General features: G+C 69.7%; 19 protein-coding genes. 9 read left to right on the top strand and 10 right to left on the bottom strand.

Annotated elements, in window-relative coordinates:
• Nucleotides 1-71: 71 nt before the first annotated feature.
• Together purL and ACIOSY_RS03350 are read left to right on the top strand one after the other, a co-directional pair.
• Nucleotides 72-2,399, top strand: a complete 2,328-nt coding sequence (gene purL / locus ACIOSY_RS03355; protein WP_400848956.1) for a phosphoribosylformylglycinamidine synthase subunit PurL — start codon at nucleotides 72-74, stop codon at nucleotides 2,397-2,399.
• Nucleotides 2,399-2,593 carry a hypothetical protein gene (locus ACIOSY_RS03350; protein WP_400848953.1) on the top strand — a complete coding sequence of 65 codons (195 nt, stop codon included), beginning with the start codon at nucleotides 2,399-2,401 and terminating at the stop codon, nucleotides 2,591-2,593. The genes purL and ACIOSY_RS03350 overlap by 1 nt, the downstream gene beginning before the upstream one ends.
• A 45-nt stretch (nucleotides 2,594-2,638) precedes the next feature.
• Here the strand turns inward: ACIOSY_RS03350 and ACIOSY_RS03345 are convergent, their stop codons facing one another.
• On the bottom strand, nucleotides 2,639-3,208 hold the full coding sequence (locus tag ACIOSY_RS03345) for a TetR/AcrR family transcriptional regulator (RefSeq protein ID WP_400848950.1): 570 nt from the start codon (nucleotides 3,206-3,208) through the stop codon (nucleotides 2,639-2,641).
• 70 nt (nucleotides 3,209-3,278) lie between these two features.
• Between ACIOSY_RS03345 and ACIOSY_RS03340 the strand changes: the two genes are divergently transcribed.
• Both ACIOSY_RS03340 and ACIOSY_RS03335 read left to right on the top strand, forming a co-directional pair.
• Nucleotides 3,279-5,843, top strand: a complete 2,565-nt coding sequence (locus ACIOSY_RS03340) for an MMPL family transporter (protein WP_400848947.1) — start codon at nucleotides 3,279-3,281, stop codon at nucleotides 5,841-5,843.
• A gap of 102 nt (nucleotides 5,844-5,945) precedes the next feature.
• On the top strand, nucleotides 5,946-6,305 hold the full coding sequence (locus ACIOSY_RS03335) for a TraR/DksA family transcriptional regulator (protein ID WP_400848944.1): 360 nt from the start codon (nucleotides 5,946-5,948) through the stop codon (nucleotides 6,303-6,305).
• A gap of 178 nt (nucleotides 6,306-6,483) precedes the next feature.
• On the opposite strand, the gene ACIOSY_RS03330 is transcribed toward ACIOSY_RS03335, so the two are convergent.
• Nucleotides 6,484-7,068, bottom strand: coding sequence for a TetR family transcriptional regulator (locus ACIOSY_RS03330; RefSeq protein WP_400848941.1), 585 nt, complete (start codon nucleotides 7,066-7,068; stop codon nucleotides 6,484-6,486).
• 109 nt (nucleotides 7,069-7,177) lie between these two features.
• Complete coding sequence (locus tag ACIOSY_RS03325) at nucleotides 7,178-8,833, bottom strand: hypothetical protein (protein ID WP_400848938.1); 1,656 nt, start codon at nucleotides 8,831-8,833, stop codon at nucleotides 7,178-7,180.
• Nucleotides 8,834-9,025: 192 nt separating this feature from the next.
• Here ACIOSY_RS03325 and ACIOSY_RS03320 point away from each other — a divergent pair, with 192 nt between their 5' ends.
• A complete protein-coding gene (locus ACIOSY_RS03320; protein ID WP_400848935.1) occupies nucleotides 9,026-10,171 on the top strand; it encodes a GntR family transcriptional regulator in 1,146 nt (381 codons plus the stop codon).
• A gap of 69 nt (nucleotides 10,172-10,240) precedes the next feature.
• Complete coding sequence (locus ACIOSY_RS03315; protein WP_400848932.1) at nucleotides 10,241-11,692, top strand: mannitol dehydrogenase family protein; 1,452 nt, start codon at nucleotides 10,241-10,243, stop codon at nucleotides 11,690-11,692.
• A gap of 78 nt (nucleotides 11,693-11,770) precedes the next feature.
• On the opposite strand, the gene ACIOSY_RS03310 is transcribed toward ACIOSY_RS03315, so the two are convergent.
• The 7 genes from ACIOSY_RS03310 to ACIOSY_RS03280 all read right to left on the bottom strand — a co-directional run bounded on the left by ACIOSY_RS03310 (nucleotide 11,771) and on the right by ACIOSY_RS03280 (nucleotide 19,205).
• Nucleotides 11,771-12,676 carry a carbohydrate ABC transporter permease gene (locus ACIOSY_RS03310; RefSeq protein ID WP_400848929.1) on the bottom strand — a complete coding sequence of 302 codons (906 nt, stop codon included), beginning with the start codon at nucleotides 12,674-12,676 and terminating at the stop codon, nucleotides 11,771-11,773.
• Nucleotides 12,673-13,653 carry a carbohydrate ABC transporter permease gene (locus tag ACIOSY_RS03305; protein ID WP_400848926.1) on the bottom strand — a complete coding sequence of 327 codons (981 nt, stop codon included), beginning with the start codon at nucleotides 13,651-13,653 and terminating at the stop codon, nucleotides 12,673-12,675. The genes ACIOSY_RS03310 and ACIOSY_RS03305 overlap by 4 nt, the downstream gene beginning before the upstream one ends.
• On the bottom strand, nucleotides 13,653-14,933 hold the full coding sequence (locus tag ACIOSY_RS03300) for an extracellular solute-binding protein (RefSeq protein WP_400848923.1): 1,281 nt from the start codon (nucleotides 14,931-14,933) through the stop codon (nucleotides 13,653-13,655). Before ACIOSY_RS03300 ends, ACIOSY_RS03305 begins: the two co-directional genes overlap by 1 nt.
• 251 nt (nucleotides 14,934-15,184) lie before the next feature.
• The gene (locus ACIOSY_RS03295) at nucleotides 15,185-16,048 is read right to left on the bottom strand and encodes a Gfo/Idh/MocA family protein (RefSeq protein WP_400848920.1); all 864 of its coding nucleotides are present in this window, start codon (nucleotides 16,046-16,048) and stop codon (nucleotides 15,185-15,187) included.
• A 15-nt stretch (nucleotides 16,049-16,063) separates the two neighbouring features.
• The gene (locus ACIOSY_RS03290) at nucleotides 16,064-17,095 is read right to left on the bottom strand and encodes a Gfo/Idh/MocA family protein (RefSeq protein WP_400848917.1); all 1,032 of its coding nucleotides are present in this window, start codon (nucleotides 17,093-17,095) and stop codon (nucleotides 16,064-16,066) included.
• Between the two features lie 58 nt (nucleotides 17,096-17,153).
• On the bottom strand, nucleotides 17,154-18,155 hold the full coding sequence (locus ACIOSY_RS03285; RefSeq protein WP_400848914.1) for a Gfo/Idh/MocA family protein: 1,002 nt from the start codon (nucleotides 18,153-18,155) through the stop codon (nucleotides 17,154-17,156).
• Nucleotides 18,156-18,188: 33 nt separating this feature from the next.
• Complete coding sequence (locus ACIOSY_RS03280) at nucleotides 18,189-19,205, bottom strand: LacI family DNA-binding transcriptional regulator (protein WP_400848911.1); 1,017 nt, start codon at nucleotides 19,203-19,205, stop codon at nucleotides 18,189-18,191.
• 149 nt (nucleotides 19,206-19,354) lie between these two features.
• Here ACIOSY_RS03280 and ACIOSY_RS03275 point away from each other — a divergent pair, with 149 nt between their 5' ends.
• From ACIOSY_RS03275 to manD, 3 genes are read left to right on the top strand one after another with little or no spacing between them, the layout of a single operon-like run.
• Nucleotides 19,355-20,137, top strand: a complete 783-nt coding sequence (locus ACIOSY_RS03275; protein ID WP_400848908.1) for a 6-phosphogluconolactonase — start codon at nucleotides 19,355-19,357, stop codon at nucleotides 20,135-20,137.
• Entirely contained in the window at nucleotides 20,134-21,318 is a 1,185-nt protein-coding gene (locus ACIOSY_RS03270) for an N-acetylglucosamine-6-phosphate deacetylase (RefSeq protein WP_400848905.1), read from the top strand. The genes ACIOSY_RS03275 and ACIOSY_RS03270 overlap by 4 nt, the downstream gene beginning before the upstream one ends.
• Nucleotides 21,315-22,553 carry a D-mannonate dehydratase ManD gene (gene manD, locus ACIOSY_RS03265; protein WP_400848902.1) on the top strand — a complete coding sequence of 413 codons (1,239 nt, stop codon included), beginning with the start codon at nucleotides 21,315-21,317 and terminating at the stop codon, nucleotides 22,551-22,553. Before ACIOSY_RS03270 ends, manD begins: the two co-directional genes overlap by 4 nt.
• Nucleotides 22,554-22,568: the final 15 nt, after the last annotated feature.

The raw sequence follows: 22,568 nt of genomic DNA, 5'->3' as shown, positions 1-22,568 counted from the left end.
CGTCGGGTTCCGGCCCCACCCCGCCCCGGTAGACTAAGACCGCCCGCCGGCCCCTTTCTCTTGGAGTGTGCGTGACCACCGCCCCTGCACCTGCCCGCAAGCACGTCCCCGACTCCGTCTCGAACGCCGTCGCGACGCCCGAGAAGGAGCAGCCGTACGCGGCACTCGGACTCAAGCCAGACGAGTACGCGAAGATCCGCGAGATCCTCGGCCGCCGCCCCACCTCGGGCGAGCTGGCGATGTACTCGGTCATGTGGTCGGAGCACTGCTCGTACAAGAGCAGCAAGAACTACCTGCGCCGCTTCGGCCAGAAGGTCTCCGACGAGATGAAGGAACGCCTCATGGTGGGCATGGGCCAGAACGCGGGCGTCGTCGACGTCGGCGAGGGCTGGGCCGTCACCTTCAAGGCCGAGTCGCACAACCACCCCTCGTTCATCGAGCCCTTCCAGGGCGCGGCGACCGGCGTCGGCGGCATCGTGCGCGACATCATCTCGATGGGCGCACGCCCGGTCGCGGTGATGGATGCTCTGCGCTTCGGTGCCATCGACCACCCCGACACGGCGCGCGTCGTGCACGGCGTGACGAGCGGCATCAGCTTCTATGGCAACTGCCTCGGCCTGCCGAACATCGGCGGCGAGACGGTCTTCGACTCCGTCTACCAGGCCAACCCCCTCGTCAACGCCCTCGCGGTGGGCGTGCTGCGTCACGAAGACCTGAAGCTCGCCAACGCCACCGGCGTGGGCAACAAGGTCGTGCTGTTCGGTGCCCGCACGGGTGGCGACGGCATCGGCGGCGCGAGCATCCTGGCCTCCGACACGTTCGCCGACGGCGGCCCGACCAAGCGCCCCGCGGTGCAGGTCGGCGACCCGTTCGCCGAGAAGGTGCTCATCGAGTGCTGCCTCGAGCTGTACCGCGACGAGCTCGTCGAGGCGATCCAAGACCTGGGCGCCGCCGGCATCTCGTGCGCGACCAGCGAGCTCGCCGCCAACGGCAACAGCGGGATGAAGGTCTCGCTCGACAACGTGCTGCTGCGCGACCCGTCGCTCACCGCCGAAGAGATCCTCATGTCGGAGTCGCAGGAGCGCATGATGGCGATCGTCGCGCCCGAGAAGCTCGACGCGTTCCTCGCCGTGGTGAACAAGTGGGAGGTCGAGACCTCCGTGCTCGGCGAGGTCACCGGCGACGGACGCCTCATCATCGACTGGCAGGGCGAGCGCATCGTCGACGTCGACCCCTCGACCGTCGCGGTCGACGGCCCCGTCTACGACCGCCCGGTCGCGTACCCGACGTGGATCGACGCCCTGCAGGCCGATGCCGCCGAGCTGCTGCCCCGCGCCAACGACCCCGAGACCCTGCGCACGCAGTTCCTCGACCTGGTCGGCTCGCCGAACCTGGCCGACACCAGCTGGATCACCAACCAGTACGACTACTTCGTGCTCGGCAACACGGCCCTCAGCTTCCCCGACGACGCCGGCATGATCCGCGTCGACGAGGAGTCGGGCCTCGGCTTCTCGATCTCGACCGACGCCAACGGCCGCTACTGCCAGCTCGACCCGTACGCGGGTGCACAGCTGGCTCTGGCCGAGGCGTACCGCAACGTCGCCGTCACCGGCGCGGTGCCGACCGCGATCACCGACTGCCTCAACTTCGGCTCGCCCGAGAACCCCGAGGTCATGTGGCAGTTCGGCCAGACGGTCGACGGCCTCGCCGACGGATGCTTCGAACTGGGCACCCCGGTCACCGGCGGCAACGTCTCGTTCTACAACCAGACCGGCGACGTTCCGATCCACCCCACCCCGCTCGTGGGCGTGCTCGGCATCATCGACGACGTGTCGCGCCGCATCCCCTCCGGGTGGCAGGACATCGGCCAGAACATCTACCTGCTCGGCACCACCTCGACCGAACTCTCGGGTTCGGCGTGGGCCGATGTCGTGCACCAGCACCTCGGCGGACTCCCCCCGAAGGTCGACCTCGCGGGTGAGAAGCGCCTCGCCGGTCTGCTCTCGGCAGCCCGTGACGAGTGGCTGATCTCGTCGGCGCACGACCTCTCCGAGGGCGGCCTCGGCCAGGCCCTCGCCGAAGGCGTCATGCGCTTCGGCGTCGGAGCCCGCGTGTGGCTGAACGAGATCATCGATCGCGACGGTGTGGATGCGGCATCCGCCCTGTTCTCGGAGTCGACCGGTCGCGTCATCGTGACCGTTCCCCGCGAAGACGACGTGAAGTTCCGTGGCCTCTGCGAAGGGCGCGGCTACCCGGTCATGCGCATCGGCGTGACCGACAGCGAACCGCAGCTCGAGGTGCAGGGCGTGTTCACCGTCTCGGCCGCCGAACTGCGCGAGCGCTCGGCCGCGACGCTGCCGTCGTACTTCGGCCCGACCGTCAGCGAGCCGGTGGCCTGATGAGCGACCTCAGCCGCCGTCCCGAGCCGAACGAGCCGGCCCGCCGCGAGAGCGTGCGACCGGAGCCCAGCGAGGACTACGGCGATCTCGGCGAGCGCCGCAACAAGCGCATCCGCATCATCGCGTGGACGACGATCATCGCGCTGATCCTCGGCGGCGGCGGGGCGACGGTTCTCACACTCATCCTCGGCTGAGGCGGGCGCTTCGACACGCTCAGCGACCCAGACCCGCGAGCCCGGTCAGCGGAACAGGAAGCGCACGAGCGTGAGGATGCCGCTGGGGTCGTGCTCTTCGCGCCCGAGGGATTCGACGATGATCGCGCCGAGGATCGCGCGACCGATCTGCTGCACCGGTGCGTCGGCGGCCAGCTGACCGTCGCGGATGCCCCCGCGCAAGCGCTCGCCCAGATACCGCTCCACGCCCAGACTGGCACTGAGGTGGGCGCCGACTCCGGCGTCTTCGGTGGCGGCAGCGACCAGCGAGCGCAGCAGCGCGCCGCCCTCGGGGGCGTCGAGGATCGACAGCACGCTGCCGAGCCAGGCCTCGACATCGGCGGTCAGGTCACCGGTGTCGGGAACGACGAAGTCGACCGGCACGAGCCGGCCCTCGGCCAGGCACTCGCCGATCAAGGCTCCGCGCGACGGCCACCACCGGTAGATCGTCTGCTTGCCGACGCCGGCTTCCTTCGCGATGCCCTCGATCGTGAGCCGGTCGTAGCCCTGATTGTGGAAGAGCCGGGCCGTGGCGTCGAGGATCGCCTCGCGCGCAGCGGTGCTGCGTACGGGTCCGCTCCGATGCTCGTTCACCATGCATTCAGGATAGCCACAGAACCCTAGACGAGACGTACCGTATGCTCATGTGAGTCTGAAGGAGATCACATTGGCTTCGCTGCTTTTCCGCCTGGGTACGTTCGCCGCACGCAGAGCCTGGGCGGTGGTCATCTCCTGGGTGATCATCCTCGGACTCGGGGTCGGCGCGTTCCTCACCCTCGGCGGCACGCTGAGCAACAGCTTCGACATCCCCGGCACCGCCTCGGGCGAGGTGATCGACGAGCTCGCCGAGAAGCTGCCCGACACCGCCGGCGGAACCGGCACGGTGGTCTATCAGACCACTGACGGTGAGCCCTTCACCGGCGAGCAGAAGCAGGAGATCTCCGCCCTCGCGGCGAGCGCGGAAGACCTCGACGGCATCGCCTCGGTGGTCGATCCGTTCGACGCGCAACAGCAGCAGGCCGACCAGGCGCAGGAGCTCGCCGACGGCCAGACCAAGATCACCGATGGTCGCGCCCAGTTGGATGCCGGTCAGGCCCAGCTCGACGACGGTCGCGCCCAGATCGAATCCGGTCAGGCGCAGCTCGACACCGTGCGCGCGCAGGCCGAAGCCGCCGGCGCCTCCGCGCAGCAGCTCGCAGCCATCGATGCGCAGAAGCTCGCGCTCGAAGCGCAACTCGCCGACCTCGAGGTGCAGCAGCAGACCATCAACCAGAACCGCGACGAGCTCGATGCCAGCGCCGAGCAGGCCGACCTCGGTGCGACCCTCCTCGACCTGACGAACGGCATCGGCGTGGTGTCGGAAGACGGCTCGACCGCGATCGTCAACATCTCGTTCGTCGACCCGCGCCTCGAACTCTCCGAAGAGGTCAAGCAGGGCACGATCGATCACTTCGCGGATGCTCCGGTCGACGGAGTCGAGGTCGATTTCGGCACCGACATCGCTCAGGGTGTGCCCGAGATCTTCGGCATCGGCGAGGCCATCGGACTCGCGTTCGCCGCGGTCGTGCTGATCGTCATGCTCGGCTCGCTCATCGCCGCCGCCCTGCCCATCATCACCGCGATCGTGGGCGTGGGCGTCGGTGTCACGGCATCGCTCGCCTTCTCGGGCGTCGTCGACATGGCATCCGTCACCCCCGTTTTGGGTGTGATGCTGGGCCTCGCGGTCGGCATCGACTACTCGCTCTTCATCGTGAACCGGCACCGCAAGCAGCTGCTGGCCGGATCGCCCGTGCGCGAATCGATCGGTCTCGCCACCGGCACCTCGGGCACCGCGGTCGTGTTCGCCGGAGCGACCGTCATCGTCGCGCTGCTCGCCCTCAACGTCACCGGCGTGCCGTTCCTCGGGCTCATGGGCACCGTCGGCGCCGTGTGCGTCGCGGTCGCCGTGCTCGTCGCGATCACCCTCGCGCCCGCCATCCTGTCGCTCGTCGGCGACCGCCTGCTCAGCCGCAAGGCGCGCGCGACCGTCGGCAAGCCGCACGCCGCCGGCAAGCCCGTGAAGCAGATGTCGACGCTGCGCGCCATCGTCACCGTTCTCGTGAGCGTCATCGCTCTGCTGATCATCGCGATCCCCGCGATGTCGATGCGCCTCGGCCTGCCCGACGGAGCGAGCGAGCCCAGCGACTCCACCAGCTACCGCGCGTTCCACGCCGTCGACGACCAGTTCGGCGAGGGCGCGAACGGGCCGCTGCTCGTGACCGCCACCCTCGACGACGCGGTCAGCGACGACGATCTGCTCGCCACGCAGGTCGACATCGCGCAGAGGCTCGCAGACCAGGACGATGTGGTCGCCGTGGCGCCCATCGCGACCTCCGACGACAACACGCTGCTCGCCTTCCAGGTGCTGCCCGCCGAAGGCCCCAACAGCGCCTCGACGGAACAGCTCGTGCAGAGCATCCGCTCGCTCCCCGAGCTCGACGGGGGCATCACCCTCGGCGTCGCCGGTCAGGCCGCGATCAACATCGACATCTCCGAGGCGTTGGCCGGAGTGCTGCCGCTGTATCTCGTGGTCGTCGTCGGCCTATCGCTGCTGATCATGATCGTCGTGTTCCGTTCGCTGCTCGTGCCCATCATCGCCACCGGCGGTTTCGTGCTCTCGCTGTTCGCGACGTACGGCCTGATCGTGTCGGTGTTCCAGTTCGGCTGGGGCGCCGAGATCATCGGATTGCACAGCACCGGTCCGATCCTCAGCTTCCTGCCGGTGATCCTCGTCGGCATCCTGTTCGGGCTCGCGATGGACTACCAACTGTTCCTCGCCTCCGGCATGCGCGAGGCGTACGTGCACGGAGCATCGGCACGGGATGCCGTCGCCCAGGGCTTCCGCGCCGGACGCTCGGTGGTCATCGCCGCGGCGCTCATCATGGTGTCGGTGTTCGGCGGGTTCATCTTCTCGGAGTCGACGATCATCCGGTCGATCGGATTCGGTCTCGCCTTCGGCGTGCTGCTCGACGCGTTCGTCGTGCGCATGCTGCTCATGCCCGCGCTCATGCACCTGCTCGGCCGCTCGGCCTGGTGGCTGCCGCGCTGGCTCGACCGCATGCTGCCGAACGTCGACATGGAGGGCGCCGCACTCGAACGCGACCACCCCTCGGTGCACACCGACAGCGTGCCGACCATCGAGACGCCCGAGCCGAAGACCCGCGCCGAGCTGCGGCGGCAGCAGCAGGGCTGAGGCCCTTCGTCTCGCTTCGCTCGCTCAGGAACCGGTTCCGACTACCGGTCCCTGAGCGAGGAGCGAAACGACGAGACGAAGGGCCCCGAGTAGGGTGGCGGCATGGAGGAGGACGACCTCAGGCTGCGCGCGCTGCTGACGGCGATGCGCACCCAGGCGGATGCCCGGGTGCGGGCGACCGCGGCCGTGCTGAACCAGCTCACCCACGACCGCGAGGGCTCGAACGACGACGACGAGCACGACCCCGAGGGTGTCACGCTGTCGTCGGAGTGGTCGCGGTTGACGGGGCTCGCCGAGGCCGCGGCATCCGAACTGCAGCAGGTCGACGACGCGATCGCCCGCATGGATGCCGGCACCTACGGCATCTGCCTGAACTGCGGCGAGCCGATCCCCGCCACCCGCCTCGAGGTGCGGCCCTTCGCCGAGTACTGCGTGCGGTGCGCGGAACAGCTCGGGCGTTGAGCGGGCCGCTTTCCGCCCGCGTTCCGCCCGCGTTCCGCCCGCGTTCCGGCCGCTTTCTGTAGCTTGCGGGATCGATATGTCACGTTCCCGGGCGTTATGACGTGACATATTGATCCCGCAGCGGGGTGGAGGGGTGGAGCCGGGGGTGGAGGAGCCGGGGGCGGGCGCCCGGGACGCGTCAGTCGCGGAACGACGCCAGGCGGATGCCGTCCCACATGCGCGAGAGCCGCTCGACCATCTCGACGCGGGGGTCGAGCAGCCACTGCACCTGCAGACCGTCGGCGCTGGCGAGAACCAGATCGACCGCGATCGCCGGGTCGACCGAAGGCCCGAATTCGCCCGCCGCCTGGGCGCGGGCGATCACTCCGGTCAGCACGCTGCGCGCCCAGGCGTAGCGTTCGACGAAGTACGCGTTCGCGGGATGCCCGGGGATCGTGGCTTCGGCCGAGAACTCCACGTAGAGCCGCACGAGTCCGGGAACGGTCGTGTTGTGGGCGATGATGCCGAGGAAACCGGCGAAGGTCTGATCCGGTTCGAAGAACTCCACCAGGTCGCGCTGATCCCGCGCGCGCAGCACCTCGATGTACAGCTCTTCCCGCGAGGCGAAGTAGTGCATGAGCCCGGGCTGCGTGAGCCCGACCCGATCCGCGATCTCGCGGTTGGATGCCTTGCGGTACCCGAACTCCGCCACGACGTCGAGCGCGACCTGCAGGATCTCCTCCCGCTTCGCGACGCCCTTGGCGTATCTCCCCCGACCGACCATGTCGGCCATTCTAGGGTTCCGGATGCCGGGGGGACGCGATCGCTCGTCTGGGACGGGCGACGGGGCGGCCCCGAGAGGAGACCGCCCCGTCTTTTCCTCGCCCCCGAGGTCATGGCATCGCAGGGCCTCCCGGTCCTGCTCCGGGCACCGGGTAGTACACCGGTGGCGCGTCGTCCCACGCCGACGGCAGAATGAGCAGGTCGTCGTAGTGGTGCATCGCGATGCCTCCGAATGACGCGTCGTTCTGGAACGCCGCGTAGGTCTTGTCGAGCTCGCCCTCGAGGTGGGTGCGTCCTTCTTCCCAGAAGGTCACGGTCTCGGGGTCGCCGGTGCCCGACAGGTCTTTCGTCTCGATGCCGATGATGACCGAGTCCGGCTTGCCGATCTGGTTGGCGTAGTCGATCTCATGCTGCGCCTGGGCGATGATGCCCGCGCTGCCGTCGGCGGTGTCGCGGTAGTCCATGATCGAGATGTAGTCGGTCATGTCCTGGATGTGGTCGCTGAGCGGCTTCGTCTGGCCGTTCCAGGTGATCGACGTGCAGCAGTCCGACGAGTCGAGCCACCGGGGGATCGCCGGGCCCACGATCACCGGCAGCCCGGAGGCATCGCGGCGTTCGATGAGGGTGTCGAGGATCTCGAGCCAGCGGTAGGGGAGGTCGTTGCCCGGCACCTTCCAGTCGCTGAGGATGTAGGGCTCGATGTCGACGTTGATGCCGTCGAACCGGGCCTCTTCGGGCACGGCCAGGTTGTAGTCGAGCACCTTCTCGAACTCGTCGACCGCGAAGTGCTCGAAGGGTTCCAGCGCGCCGAGGTACGGCGGGCGGGTGCCTCCGGCGACGGTGGCCTGCACGTGGTAACCGCGGTCACGGGCCCACTCGACGAACGCGGCGACCTCGTCGCGGGAGTCGCGCAGCATGTCGATGTCGCCGTAGCGGTCGACGCCCAGGTAGATGGTGCGGATCGCGTCGGAGCCGAACGTCGTCGTGTCGTCCATGACGGCACCGAGTCGGTCACGGGCATCCTCGTCGAACACCGCCTCGTACGAGGCGCGCTCCCAGATCCACATCGAGCGGTCCTGGTCGTAGACGACCGGCGTCTCGGGCAGTGCGCCGCCGAGTGCGACGTAGGTCGTCGACGATTCGCCGCGGTGACCGCTGCAGTCTTCTGCGCGGGCTTCGATGCTGGCGTGCTCGGCCGCCGAGACGGGGAAGGATGCTCCGAACAGGTTGCCGCCCTGGGCCACCGCGCTCTGCCAGGCTCCCCCGTTCACGCGCACCTCGACGGCGTCGAGCGCGCGGGCGGTCTCGACCTCGACGACGACGTCGAGTGTCGACCCGGCGTACGCGCCCTCGGCCGGCGAGACGATCGTGACGACCGGGCGCGATGCGGCGGGGTTGTCGACGTCGACCGCGAGGAACTCCGACCAGGTCGTGTAGAGCGTGGTGAGGTCGCGTCCGCGCACGGCGAGGTCGAGGCGTCCGTCGGTGTCGGAGATGTCGAGGTCGAGCGTCCAGGTGCCGGAGGTGCCGGTCACGGGGATCGGGATCAGCTCCTGCGCTCCGACGACCAGCACCAGCTCGGAGACGTTCGCGAACGTGCCCTCGACGGTGAGCGTGTCGCCGCTGACGGTGTTGCCGTCGACGGGCGAGGTGATCGCGAGTTCGGTGGTGACGGCCTGCGCCGAGGGGGCGGCGCCGGTGGCGACCACCCCTCCCGCGAGGAGGCCTGCGACGGCCATGGCCGATAGCCAGCGTGTGCGTATCATCGGTGTCTCCTTCTGCCCCGCCCGGTGCGGAGTCGTCGTGAGAGCCACCGTGACGTGGGCGGTGATCGGGGGTCAACGAACGGGCCGAACGGGGAATGAATGAGGGAATGAATCGATCGGCGACGTCGACGTTCGAGGACACCCCGATGCGGGAAGGCCTTGCGTGGCGACCTACGAAATGAATACGGTTGCATGACGCCGACCGTCGCACGAGGAGTCGATGTGGGAGCCTTTCCGCAGACGCAGACGCTCTACCTGAGCCTCGCCCAGCAGCTGCGCGCCCGGGTCGACGCCGGGGAGTGGGCTCACGGCGATCGCCTCCCCACCGAGCGCGCGCTCGCGTCGTCGTACGCGGTGGGGATCAACACGGTTCGTCGCGCCGTCGGCCGGCTGGTCGACGAGGGGGCGCTGGTTCGCCGACAAGGATCCGGCACCTACGTCGCGCACCGGCCGACCCCCCGACCACGGGGAACGATCGGCGTGATCGTTCCGTCGCTGAGCTACTACTTCCCGGCGGTGATCGAGGGCATCGCCGAGATCGCGGATGCCGCGGGCACGACGCTGCACGTCGTCTCGAGCGAGTACGACGACGCGCTGGAGATGCGGCGCATCCGCCATCTGGTCTCGTCCGGCAGCGCCGGCCTGCTCATCGCCCCCACGCTGCACATGACCGACCCCACGCCGCGCCTCGACCTGCTGCGCGCCCTGCCGATCCCGGTCGTGCTGATGGAGCGGCGCCCGCCGTACGCGGCCCCGGACGACACGCTGTCGTACATCTGCACCGACGTGATCGCCGGGGGCTACGCCGCGGTGCGCCACCTGGTGAACCGCGGACGGCGACGCATCGGATTCCTCGGGCGCTGCGACACCGCCACCTCGGACGCGGCATGGGAAGGGTACGAGCGCGCGGTCGCCGACCTCACCCTCGACCGCGCGCCGGGCGCGGTGGTGCGGCGTCGGATCTGGGACCGCGAAGCCCTCGCCGCCTACGCGCAGCACGCCCGCGCGGAGCAGCTGGACGGTGTCGTCTGCCTGGGCGACCGCGAAGCCGCCGCCCTGCTGCCGCACCTGCGCGACGTCGGCCTGGCGGTGCCGGGAGACCTCGCGCTCGTGGCGTACGACGACGAGGAGGCCGCCGGGGCCGACCTGCCGCTGACCGCCGTCTCGCCCCCGAAGCGTGAGATCGGGCGCCTGGCGGCGGCGACCCTGCTGCGCCAGCTCGGGCGGTCGGGCGGCGGGACGGTGCGCACGATGCTGCAGCCGGTGGTGCGGATGCGCGCCTCCAGTGCGCCGTCGATCGCCCCGCGCGATCACGCGCTTATGCAATCGCTTGCATGACCGGTGAACGCATCATAGGTTGAAGAGGCGGGGCCGGCCCCAGGCCCCCTCGACTTCTCCGGAGCACCCGTGAACAACACCCTCGACCGGCTGACGCCGCGCGCCCCGGTACGCATCGTGCACCTCGGACTCGGAGCGTTCCATCGGGCGCACCAGGCCTGGTACACCGCTCGCGCCGACCCCGTTCACGAGTGGGGGATCGCCGCCTTCACCGGCCGCTCCCCCGATGCCGCCGAGCTACTCGCGCACCAGGACTGCGTGTACTCGCTCATCACCCGCAGCAGCGACGGCGACCGCATCGAGACCGTCTCGAGCATCGTCGCGGCCCACGACGGGGCGGATGTCGCCGCGCTGCGCGACTACCTCGCGCGGCCCGCCGTGACGATCGTCACGTTGACCGTGACCGAGAAGGGATACCGCCTCGACGGCCACGGACGCCTCGATCGCACCGACCCCGAGGTCGCCGCCGACATCGACTTGCTCTCCGGACTGCTCGGCGACGACCCCGCCGCGGTATCCGCGCCTGCGGCATCTGCCGAGGCGCCCGAAGTGGCGCCTTCCGCACACGCCCGCGCCCTGCAGACCATGCCCGGGCGCCTGCTGTGGGCCCTCGACGCGCGGCGGCGTGCGCTGCCCGACGCGACCCTCACGCTCATCCCGTGCGACAACCTCAGCAACAACCGGGCGGCGCTCCTCGCCGCCCTCGACGATCTCGCCGCACTGGCGTCACCGCACCTACGCTCGTGGATCAGCGCCCAGGTCGACATCGTCGGCACCTCGGTCGACCGGATCACCCCGCGCACCACCGATGCCGACATCGACGCGCTCGCGGCGCGCGCCGGCCGGAGAGACCCCGCGCTCGTCGTCACGGAACCGTTCCACAGTTGGATCCTCAGCGGCAGCATCCGTTCCGCACGCCCCGCCTGGGAGGCGGCCGGCGCGACCTTCGTCGGCGACATCGCCCCCTTCGAGCAGCGCAAGCTCTGGATGCTCAACGGCGCGCACTCGCTTCTCGCGTACGACGGCATCCGCCGCGGTCATTCGACCATCGCCGAAGCGATCGGCGACCCGCAGTGCGCCGCGGCCGTCGACGATCTGTGGGATCTCGCGGAACGCCACCTCACCGCCGCAGCCGAGGCCGCGGCCGCGGGCGTCGACCTCGACCTCGCCGCGTACCGCCGGGATCTGCGGGCCCGGTTCGAGAACCCGGCGATCGCCCATCACCTGCGACAGATCGCGATCGACGGCAGCGTGAAGCTGCGGTCGCGAGTGGTGGAGCCGGTGCGACTCGACCGCGCCGCCGGAGCCACGGGCGAAGCCGGGATCACGGCGATCGCCGCCTGGATCCGCTTCGCGCGGGCCGAGGTGCGCGCGGGTCGCCCGATCGACGATGTCGCCGCCTCGGACATCGCCGATCGGGCCGCCGCCGCCGATCCCCACCGGGCCCTGCTCGATCTCATCGCGCCCGACCTGGCCGCCGACGATGCGGTCGTGCGGCTCGTCACGGCATCCGCCGACTGACGGCCGCACACGCAGAGCCGCACACGCAGAAGAGAGCGCCGGATCCGTGAAGACCCGGCGCTCTCTCGCGTCGATCGATCAGCCCTTGACGGCACCGGCCATCATGCCGGCGCCGAGACGGCCCTGCACGAAGAGGAACAGGATGACGACGGGCACCGAGATGAGCGTCGCCCCCGCCATGATGCCCGCCCAGTCGGTCGCCGACAGCTCACTGCTGAACGTCTGCAGCCACAGCGGGAGCGTGGCGTTTCCGGGTTTCGTCATGACGACGAGGGCGAGCGTGTACTCGTTCCACGCCTGCAGGAACGAGAAGACGGATGCCGTGACGATACCGGGGCCGAGCAACGGCAGGGTCACCCGCATGAACGCCCCGAAGCGGCTGCAGCCGTCGACCATGGCCGCCTCTTCGAGTTCGGCCGGGATGCCGTGGATGAAGCCGCGCAGCAGCCACACCGTGAACGGCACGACCGCGCCGATGTAGAGCAGCGACAGACCGCCCACCGAGTTGAGCAGGTTCCATCCGTCGAGCATGCGGAACTGCGAGATGAACAGCGCCTCGGTCGGAATCATCTGCACGATGAGCACGAGCAGGATGATGAACCCGCCGCCCTTGAAGCGGAAGCGACTGACCGCGATGGCGGCGAAGAATCCGAACAGCACGGCCACGACGACCACGACCGCCGTGACACCCGCGCTCATGCCGAGCGCCGACCAGAAGCCGCCGTCGGCGAGGATGCTCCCGAAGCTGTCGAAACTCAGCGGGAACGGGAAGAACCGCGGCGTGCGCGAGAACAGCTCCTCGTTGTCGGAGAGCGCGGTGTTGACCATCCAGTAGATGGGGAAGACGAGGAAGAACGCGGCCACGACCGCGACGCCGTTCCAGGTGCGCCGGCGGGCATCGTTGCGGTTGCCCAGAGTGCGGCGCGAGCGCGGGGGAACGACCGCCGCGATGTCGGTGGTCTGGGGGAACGTCGTCGAACTCATTCCGAGACCTCTTTCTGCTGAGCGAACATCTTGGCGATGTACTTCCAGGTGAGGAGCAGGGTGAGGATGAGCACGATGGTGGCGAGGGCCGAAGCGTCGCCGTACTCTCCCTGACCGATGCCGATGCGGTAGATGTACGTGCCGAGGAGGTTGGTCTCCTCGATCGACACCCCGGCCTGCTGCAGCACGTAGATCTGGGTGAAGACGCGCAGGTCCCACACGATCTGCAGTAGACCGACGATCATCACCGCGGGGGTGATGAGGGGCAGCGTCACATGACGGAAGCGCGTCCACGGACCCGCGCCGTCGAGCTGAGCCGCCTCGAGCACTTCGTTCGGCACCTGCGTGAGCGCCGAGTAGATCATGAACACGATCAGGGGAAGGCTGCCCCAGATCACCGTGATCGCCGCGATCGTGAAGACGCCCATGGGCGCGGAGGTCCACGGGAAGCCCGCCATGTCGGGGAAGCCGATGCGGGCGAGGATCCAGTTGACGAGGCCGTAGCGAGCGTCGAACAGCCACTGCCAGATGACCATGGTCACGAGTGCGGGCGTCGCCCATACCAGCAGCAGCGTCACCTGCAGCGCGATGCGCGCCCAGGTGCTCACCTTGGTCAACAGCAGGGCGAGCAGCATGCCGATGACCATCGACAGCGAGGCGCACACCGCGCAGAACAGCACGGAACGGATGAACACGACCCACATGGCGGGATCCGTGAGGATCTTCGCGTAGTTGGCGAGTCCGACCCATTCGGGCTCGGCGCCGAACTGCTGCGCGAGTCCGAACTTCTGCAGCGACATCAGGAACTGCTGCAGCAGTGGCCACCCCAGGGCGATCATGACCGCCACGAGCAGTGGCGTGATCAGGAAGTAGGGGAGCAGCGCCCCCCGCACGCGCCGGGGGCGCGTGCGGGGAGCGGGCTGTTGCGGGGTCGCCTGGGGGGCGACCTCGACGTCGATCACGGGGGTGGCCATCATCACTTCGCGTTGAGGGTCTCTTCGATCTTCGCGCCGATGCGCTTGACCACCTCGTCGATGTCCTCACCGCGGGCGAGAGCCGAGTAGAGATCGACGGGGATGTTGTTGCCCTCGACGATCGCCCAGTTGGGAGCCGCCGGTGTGAGCTCGCTCGTCTCGGCGATCTGCTGCTGCAGCTCCGCGTCGACGATGCCGTCGGGGATGGCCGAGGCGTAGGCGGTGTTGCCGGGCACCCATCCCGAGTCGGCCGCGAGCTGGCTCATGAAGTCTTCGCTGAGGATGAGCTTCATCGCCTTCTTCGCGAGCTCCTGCTTCGAGGAGTTCGCCGCGATCGCGACGTTCGAGCCGCCGAGGAACTGGTGGCTCTCGCCACCGGCTTCGACGGGCGGGAGCGCCATGACGCCTGTGACGTCGGCGAGCTCGGGCGAGATGCTGTCCTGCGCGAAAACGCGATACGAGAACATCGCGACCTCGCCGTTGTTGTACGGCACCCAGGGGTTGCCGGCCGTCTCCTTGGCGTCGAGTGCGCCGAGCGCCGAGGTATCCCAGATGGTCTGCATCTGCTCGAACGCGGCTTTGGCCTCGGGGGTGTCGAGACCGCTGACCCACTCGCCGTCCTTCTCGTGCGCGTAGTTCGCGCCGTGGGAGAAGAGCCAGCCCTCGAGGCCGTGCACGTCGACCACGGGGAAGTAGATGCCCTTGAAGCCTTCGACCGCTTCGGGGTTCGCGGCCTGCACCGCGGCGGATGCGGCGACGAGGTCGTCGAGCGTCTCGGGCTCGGGGATGCCGGCCTTCTCGAGCAGGTCCGTGCGGTAGAACACGACGCTGGTGCCCGCGTAGAGCGGGTAGGCGTAGGTCTTGCCGTCGAGGGTCGCGGCGTCGACGAAGCTCGGGATGAGGTCGTCACCGCCGACCTCGTCGTACAGGCCGCTGAGGTCGGCGAGAGCGCCGACGTTCGCGAACGTCGCGGTCTTCGTGTTGCCGATCTCGACGATGTCGGGCGTCTCGGACTTGCTGGCGAGCGAGGTCTGCAGTCGCGAGACGATGTCGTCCCAGGGCTGCATCTCGACGGTCAGTGTGGAGCCGGGGTTCTGGGCGGCGAACTCTTCTTCGAGCCACGCGACCGCGTCATCCGACACCGAGTCCTGCATGAGCCATACGCGGAGATCTCCGCTGTCGGCATCGCCTTCTCCACCGGTGTCTGCGCCTCCGGCGCAGCCGGTGATCGCAAGCACGGCAGCCAGTGATGCGGCCGCCGCGATCCAGGTGCGTTTTGCCATTCTCGTTCCTCCATGGTCTTCTTCGACGGGGCCCGAGGGCACCCGATGAACGGTGGGGGTTCAACCGATTCTTCACGCTAACGTGCAAACGGTTGCATTACAATAGCTTCTTCATTGAAGAGGGTGTAACAGTCTTGTTTCTATCTGATTACCAGGGAAAAATCGGGTAGCCCTGGCGAGATCGCACCGCAACCATCGCGGTGAAATCTTGGCCTTATGACTCGGGTTGCGGTGGCTGGGATTGCGGTGACTCAGGCGCCGACCGGCGCCCCCGCCTTCGCCACCGCTTCGAGCACGGTGATGGGCGCGAGCAGCTGTGCCGCCGCGATGGGGGCGACACCGGTGGCGAGCATCCGCGCGAAGGCGTCCACTCCCGGCTGCACGTAGTCAGCCCCGAGAACGATGTCGCGGCTGACGACACCGTGGCTGCCCACGGCGGCGGCGCGGAACGGCACCTGGCCCGACGCGTCAGGACGCACGAACTCGAGCGTCACCAGCACGCCGTCGACCCGGTAGCGCGCGACGACACCGCCCGGGAGGGCCTGCACATCGATGTCTTCGGGGGTTCCGGGCACGAGACGCTGCGCGACATCGGCGATGTGGATGCCGTAGAAGAAGATGCCGCTGTACGGGCTGCCGGCATCCGCCGGTCCCGTCACCGTGACCGCCTGCAGCTCGCCGATCGTGGCGAGGCCTTCGGCGACGGCATCCGTATCGGTCACCCAGCGCAGCGCCGACGACGACGTGAGAACCGTGCCACCCCGCTCGGCGGCGGCGACGATCTGCTCGGCATCGGCGACGGTCGCCGCGAGCGGCTTGTCGACCCACACCGGCGTGCCCGCCTCGAGGAACGGCACGGCGTGCGCGCGGTGCAGGGCACCATCGCGCGAGGTGACGATGAGGGCATCGATCTCACCCAGCAGGTCGGCGGACTCGGCGACGATGGTCTCGATCCCGCCGAGTTCGGCGAGCTCGGCCGTGCGGTCCGCCTCCCCCGCCACGAGGGCGACGACGCGCACCGGCACGCTCGCCGGACGCTCGACGTTGAGATAGCGGATGATCTCCTCGGCATGACTGTTCTCGATGCCGACGATCGCGACGCGCGTGGTTTCCATGTCTCTCATCCTCTTTCACTCCCGAAGGTCGATCGGACGCCCGGTGCGGGCGGATTCGTAGACGGCGAGCACGACCTGCAGAGCACGTCGACCGTCGTCGGTGGTGATCGCCGGACGACGACCCGAGCGGATCGCATCCGCCACGTCGAGGTACTGGCGGTGGTGGGCGACATCCACGTCGCTCCAGCCGTCGGGCACATCGCTCTCGACGAGCTCGTGCGCCTCGGGTTGGGCGGCGGTCGCCGAGGCGAAGAACGACAGCCCGTCGTTCTCCATCACCGCGGTGCCGCCGGAACCGTGCACGGCCAGGCGCACGGGCAGGCCGGGATACGCCGCGGTGCTCGCGAGCAGCAGACCGATGGCCCCGCTCTCGAACTCGATGATCGCGCCGGCGACATCTTCCACCTCGATGCCCTCGTGCGCGAGGCGCCCGGTCTTCGCGCTCACCGACACCGGGGTGCCGAGCATCCACAGCAGCAGGTCGAGGGCGTGGATGCCCTGATTCATGAGCGCTCCTCCCCCGTCGATCGCCGCGGTGCCCCGCCAGTCGCCCGACTCGTAGTACTCCTGCGGACGGAAGAACGCCGACTCCACGACGCCCGAGGTGATGCGGCCGAGCGCGCCCTCGTCGATGGACCGGTGGAGGAACGACGCGACCGGCTGAAAGCGCCGCTGGCTGATCACCGAGACCGTGCGGCCCGATTCGCGCTCGGCCGCACGGATGCGGTCGGCCGCGTCGAGGGTGACGTCGATCGGCTTCTCGACGATCACGTCGACGCCCGCCCGCAACGCCTCGACGACAGCATCCGCGTGGTACGCACTGGGAAGGCAGACCGACGCCAGGTCGATGCGCTCGGCCCGGTACGCCTCAGCGGCCGACGTGTGGAAAGGCACGCCGTACTGCTCGGCGAGAGCGCGCCCTCGCGCCTCATCGAGATCGACGACCGCGGCCAGCGATCCGGCGTTGCCGAGCGCAGCGACGAGCCGTGCGTGCACGGCGCCGATCACCCCCGCACCGACGATGGCGATACGCAGCGGTTCGGTCATGATGTCTCCTGTCGTGGGCGCTGTCGCACCCGCATGGCTGGGGGGTCGGAGTGGTCGGTCAGAGTGCCCGTCGCGTCCAGGTCAGCACGGCGCCGTCCTGGTCTGCGGACTGCTGGGTGAGCAGGGCGAGACGGGTGGCGGCGAGCGATTCGCTCGTGCCGACCTCGGGTGTGTGCCCGGCAGCGAAGGCGTCGAGCGCCTCCTGCGCCGGCCGGAGCCCCTCGGGAAGATCGAGCACGCGCGTCGGCGCCTCGTCGGTCGTGAGCTCGACGCGGCCCCGCGCCCAGAAGATCTCGGCCGTGCCGCGAGTGCCGACCAGGCGCAGGCGGTAGTCGCCGTGCACATCGGATGCCTGTGGCGTGAGCCAGCTCACCTCGGCGGCGGCGACAGTGGTCGTCGTGGTGAAGGTCGCCGATCCGTAGCGCGAGAAGTCCGGCGCGTCGGGAAGGGGAGCCGACACCGCTCCGCGGATGGTGCCCGCGTCGGCCGGCGCGAAGAGCAGTGCGGCGTCGAGATCGTGCACGACGAGGTCGGCGAGGATGCCGCCGTACCGGCTGCGATCGAAGAACCAGTCGGGCCGTTGCGCGCGGTTGAGCTTGTGCGGACCGGAGGAGGTGATACCGACGATGTCGCCGAGCTCGCCCGCACGCACGACGGCGAGCGCGGCGAGCGTCGCGGGGTATCCGCGCTTCTCGAGGAGCAGGTTCACGGTGCGACCGGCCTCGAGCGCCGCGCTCTCGATCGCGTCGAGTTCGGCGAGCGAGGTGCACAGCGGCTTGTCGGCGAGCACGTGGGCGCCGGCCCGGAGCGCCGCCACCACGTCGTCGCCGCGAGCACCGTAGATGCCAGCGATCATCGCGATGTCGACGCCCTCGGCGAGGAGATCGTCGGCGCTGTCGAAGACGGGGGCGCCGAATCGTGCGGCGTGACGCTCGGCCACGGCGCGGTCGGCGTCGTACACGCCGACGAGGGTGAACTCGTTGCGATCGGCGCGCGTCAGCTCGTCGAGCACGTAGTCGACGTGCGGGTGGGCGGCACCGATGATCGCGATCCGAGGCATGGGCGACAGTAAATCATGCGACCGGTTGCATGGTCAACTGCCGACGTGTCGCGCCGTCTCGGTCGTTGCCCGCACCACCAGGTGCGTGGCGATCGTCACCCGGGCGTCGGAACGCTGCCCGTCGGCCAGAACGCCCAGCAGCAGTTCGGCCGCCGCATCGCCCGCCGCGGCAGAGGCCGCGGAGATCGTGGTGAGCGCCGGATGCGTGCCGGAGGCGAGTGTGTCATCGCAGCCGATCACGCTGATGTCGCGGGGCACATCGACCCCGCGCAGCGCGAGTCCGGCCATGACGCCCTGCGCCACCACGTCGTCGAACGCGATCACCGCGGTGGCCTCGGAGACGAGGATTCCCCCCACGGCATCGCGACCGCCGGCGGAGCTGGGGCGCCCGAGCTCCTGCACGATCACCTCGAGTCCGACGCGCTGTGCCGCACGGGCGAGCGCGGATCGACGCTGCTGGTCCGACCACGATTCGCGCGGCCCCGACAGGTAGACGACACGACGGTGACCGAGGCGGTGCAGGTGGGCGACGGCCTCGTCGAGTCCGCCGCTCGGGTCGATGAGCACCCGGGCGAGGCCCTCGATGTCGCGGTTGACGAGCACGACGGGGCGGGAGGCGTCGAGTTCGCGGATGCGCGCCTCGTCGAGACGGGGAGAGGCGAGCACGAAGCCCTCGACCTGAGCGCTGAGGCGCGAAGTCAGGTTGGCCTCGCGGTCGGCGATCTCGTCGGAGTCGCCCAGGAACACGGCGTAGCCGGCGGCATCGGCGAGCGTCTGCACGCGACGCACGAGCGGCGGGAAGAACGGGTTGGCGATGTCGGGAACGACCACGGCGACGTTGCCGAAGCGCCCGGTGGAGAGCGCCCTGGCGGCGTGGTTGACGACGTAGCCGAGCTGATCGGCCGCCGCCTTGACCCGGCGCACGGTCTCGGGATTCAGCAGCTCCGGCCGACTGAACGCGCGCGACACCGTCGACCGCGACACCCCCGCGACCTGTGCGATATCGCCGATCGTCACCGACGTCGACGCCGTCTTCCTCTTCGCAGTCACGTGAGACACACTATGCCCGCCCGCGCCGACGGCGCGCGTCTTCCCCGGCCTCGACGCACCACGCGGGATGCGCGGATGCCCCGTCGGGGTTCGCGGTCGATCGACGGGGGGACTTGACTTTGCAAGCGGTTGCATTAATGTGTCGAATCATGAGCACGACGACGTTCGCCCTGCACGCCCACCCCGACCGCACGACGATGGGGGCCGCGGCCGCCCGTTCTGCCGCCCGCACGCTGCGCGATGCCGTGGCGGCCCGCGGGAGCGCCCGGATGATCGCCGCCGCCGCCCCCAGCCAGCTCGACGTGTACCGAGCGCTGGCCGCCGAGCCCGACGTGCCGTGGGATCGCATCACGATCCTGCACATGGACGAATACCTCGGCCTCGACACCGCCGCGCCGCAGCGCTTCGGCAACTGGCTGCGCACGCACCTGGTCGACGTCGTGCGCCCCGCCGCCTTCCACCCGATGCGCACCGAGCTCGGCCCCGAGGCGGCGACCGCCGACTACGTCGCGCTCCTCGCCGAGGCTCCCATCGACCTCGTCTGCCTCGGCATCGGCGTGAACGGGCACATCGCCTTCAACGAACCGCCCGAGACCGACCTCGGCGACCCGTGCCCCGTGCGGGTCGTGCAGCTCGACATGGCGAGTCGCATCCAGCAGGTCGACGACGAGTGCTTCGATACGCTCGACGCCGTGCCCACCCACGCACTCACCCTCACCATCCCCGCACTGATGAGCGGGGCCCACCTCGTCTGCGCGGTGCCCGACGCCCGCAAGGCGGATGCCGTGCGCGCCCTGGTCGAAGAGCCGATCAGCGCCCGCTGGCCCTGCACCGTGCTGCGCCGCCACTCGCGCTGCGAGGTGCACGTCGACCGCGATGCGGCCTCGCTGCTGCACCCGGCTCCCCCGGCGCTGGCCGAGAGCGCCCGATGACGGAGCGCACCCTGCATGGGCGCAACGCCCTCGGACGCGGCGGGCTCGAGATCGTCATCGCCCACGGTCGGATCGCCTCGCTCACTCGGATCGATGATCCCGCTGGCGACGCCCCGTGGATCGGCCCGGGGCTCGTCGACCTGCAGGTCAACGGTCACCTCGATGGCGACGCGAACGCCGCCACCCCCTCGCCCGAGCACATCACCGCGATGGCGCAGTCACTCGCGGCGAGCGGCGTGACCCGGTTCCTTCCGACGGTCATCACCGCCTCAGCCGACGATATGCGCGCGCGCATCCGCGCCATCGCCGACGCCGTGCGCACCTCGCCGTCTGCGGCGCGTTCGGTCGCCGGCATCCACGTCGAAGGTCCGAGCCTGTCGGAGCAGGACGGCCCGCGCGGCGTGCATCCTCTCGACCACATCCGTCCGCCGGCGATCGCCGAGCTGCAGTCGTGGCTCGACGCGGCACCCGGGCTGCTGCGCGTGGTGACGCTGTCGCCGCATCACCCCGGCTCGGTCGACGCCACCCGCTTCCTCGTGGCGCACGGCGTGCGGGTGTCGATCGGTCACACGCATGCGACGGATGCCGAGATCGCCGCCGCCGTCGATGCCGGGGCCACCCTCTCGACGCACCTCGGCAACGGCGCCCACGCGGTGCTGCCGCGGCATCCGAATTACCTGTGGACGCAGCTCGCCGAACCCCGGCTCACCGCGGGCGTCATCGCCGATGGGCACCACCTGCCCGACAGCACTCTCGCCACGATGATCGCCGCGAAGCGCGACCACGGCATCTTCCTGGTGAGCGACGCCGTGGCGACGCCCGCCGCCCTGCGCGAGGGAGGCGTCTCGACCGTGGGCGGCGGCGTGCACCTCGCCGACGACGGCGCACTGCGCCACTCCTCCACCGGGTTCCTCGCGGGTTCGGTGCAGACGCTCGACGTCGGCGTCGCGACCGTCGCCCGCCTGACCGGCTCGCTCGCCACCGCTCTGCGGCTCGCGAGTTCCGCCCCGGCATCCGTGCTCGGCGACGGTACGCACTGGACCGTCGGGGCGCGCGCCGACGTCGTGCTCTTCGACTGGGCGCCCGGCGACAGCCGCATCGTTCCGCGATCGGTGTTCGTCGCCGGGGAACCACTGACCGACACCACGACCGGCGTGCTCGCCGCAGGAGGCATCCGATGACCATCGACCGTGCAGACGTGATCGTCACCAGCCCCGACCGCAACTTCGTCACGCTGAAGATCACGACCTCCGACGGGGTCACCGGACTCGGCGACGCCACCCTCAACGGCCGCGAACTGGCCGTCGTCGCCTACCTCACCGAGCACGTCGTGCCGCTGCTGATCGGGCGCGACGAATCGCAGATCGAAGACACCTGGCAGTTCTTGTACCGCAGCGCCTACTGGCGCCGCGGACCGGTGACGATGGCCGCGATCGCCGCCGTCGACATGGCGCTGTGGGACATCAAGGGCAAGGTCGCCGGGCTGCCGGTCTACCAGCTGCTCGGCGGTGCCTCGCGCACCGGTCTGCTCGCCTACGGCCATGCCTCGGGCAAGGAACTGCCCGAGCTGTTCGACTCGATCCGCGCGCACCAGGAGCAGGGCTATCGCGCGATCCGCGTGCAGACCGGCGTGCCGGGGCTGAAGGCGATCTACGGCATCGCCTCGCAGTCGGCGGCTGCCGGGGGCGGCGAAGCGCGCTACGACCACGAGCCCGCCCGGCGCGGCGCGCGACCGACCGAGGAGGACTGGGACACCCGGTCGTACCTGCGTCACCTGCCCGGCGTCTTCGAGGCGGTGCGTCACGAATTCGGCGCCGACATCCCCCTGCTGCACGACGGGCACCATCGCATGACGCCCATCCAGGCCGCCCGGCTCGGCAAGGACCTCGAGCCGTACGACCTGTTCTGGCTCGAGGACTGCACGCCCGCCGAGAACCAGGAGGCCCTGCGCCTCGTGCGCCAGCACACCACCACCCCGCTCGCGATCGGCGAGATCTTCAACACCGTGTGGGACTGCAAGGACATCATCCGCGATCAGCTCATCGACTACGTGCGCGGGGCCGTCACCCACATGGGCGGCATCAGCGCGCTCCGGAAGACCCTCGACTACGCCGCGATGTACCAGATCAAGTCGGGCATGCACGGGCCCACCGACATCTCTCCCGTCGGCATGGCCGCCGCGATGCACCTCGGTCTCGCGATCCACAACTTCGGCATCCAGGAGTACATGCCGCACGGCGCGCGCACGAACCAGGTGTTCCAGCAGTCGTTCACCTGGGAGAACGGGATGCTGCACCCCGGCGACCAGCCGGGGCTCGGTGTCGCGCTCGACCTCGACGAGGCCGGCCGGTATCCGTACGAGCAGGCCTACCTCCCCTACAACCGGCTGGCGGACGGCACCGTCCACGACTGGTGATCCGGCGGGCTCCCG

The sequence above is a fragment of the Microbacterium sp. NPDC087665 genome, assembly GCF_044743285.1.
Taxonomy (GTDB): Bacteria; Actinomycetota; Actinomycetes; order Actinomycetales; family Microbacteriaceae; genus Microbacterium.
This window is presented reverse-complemented; position numbering and strand designations above follow the sequence as displayed.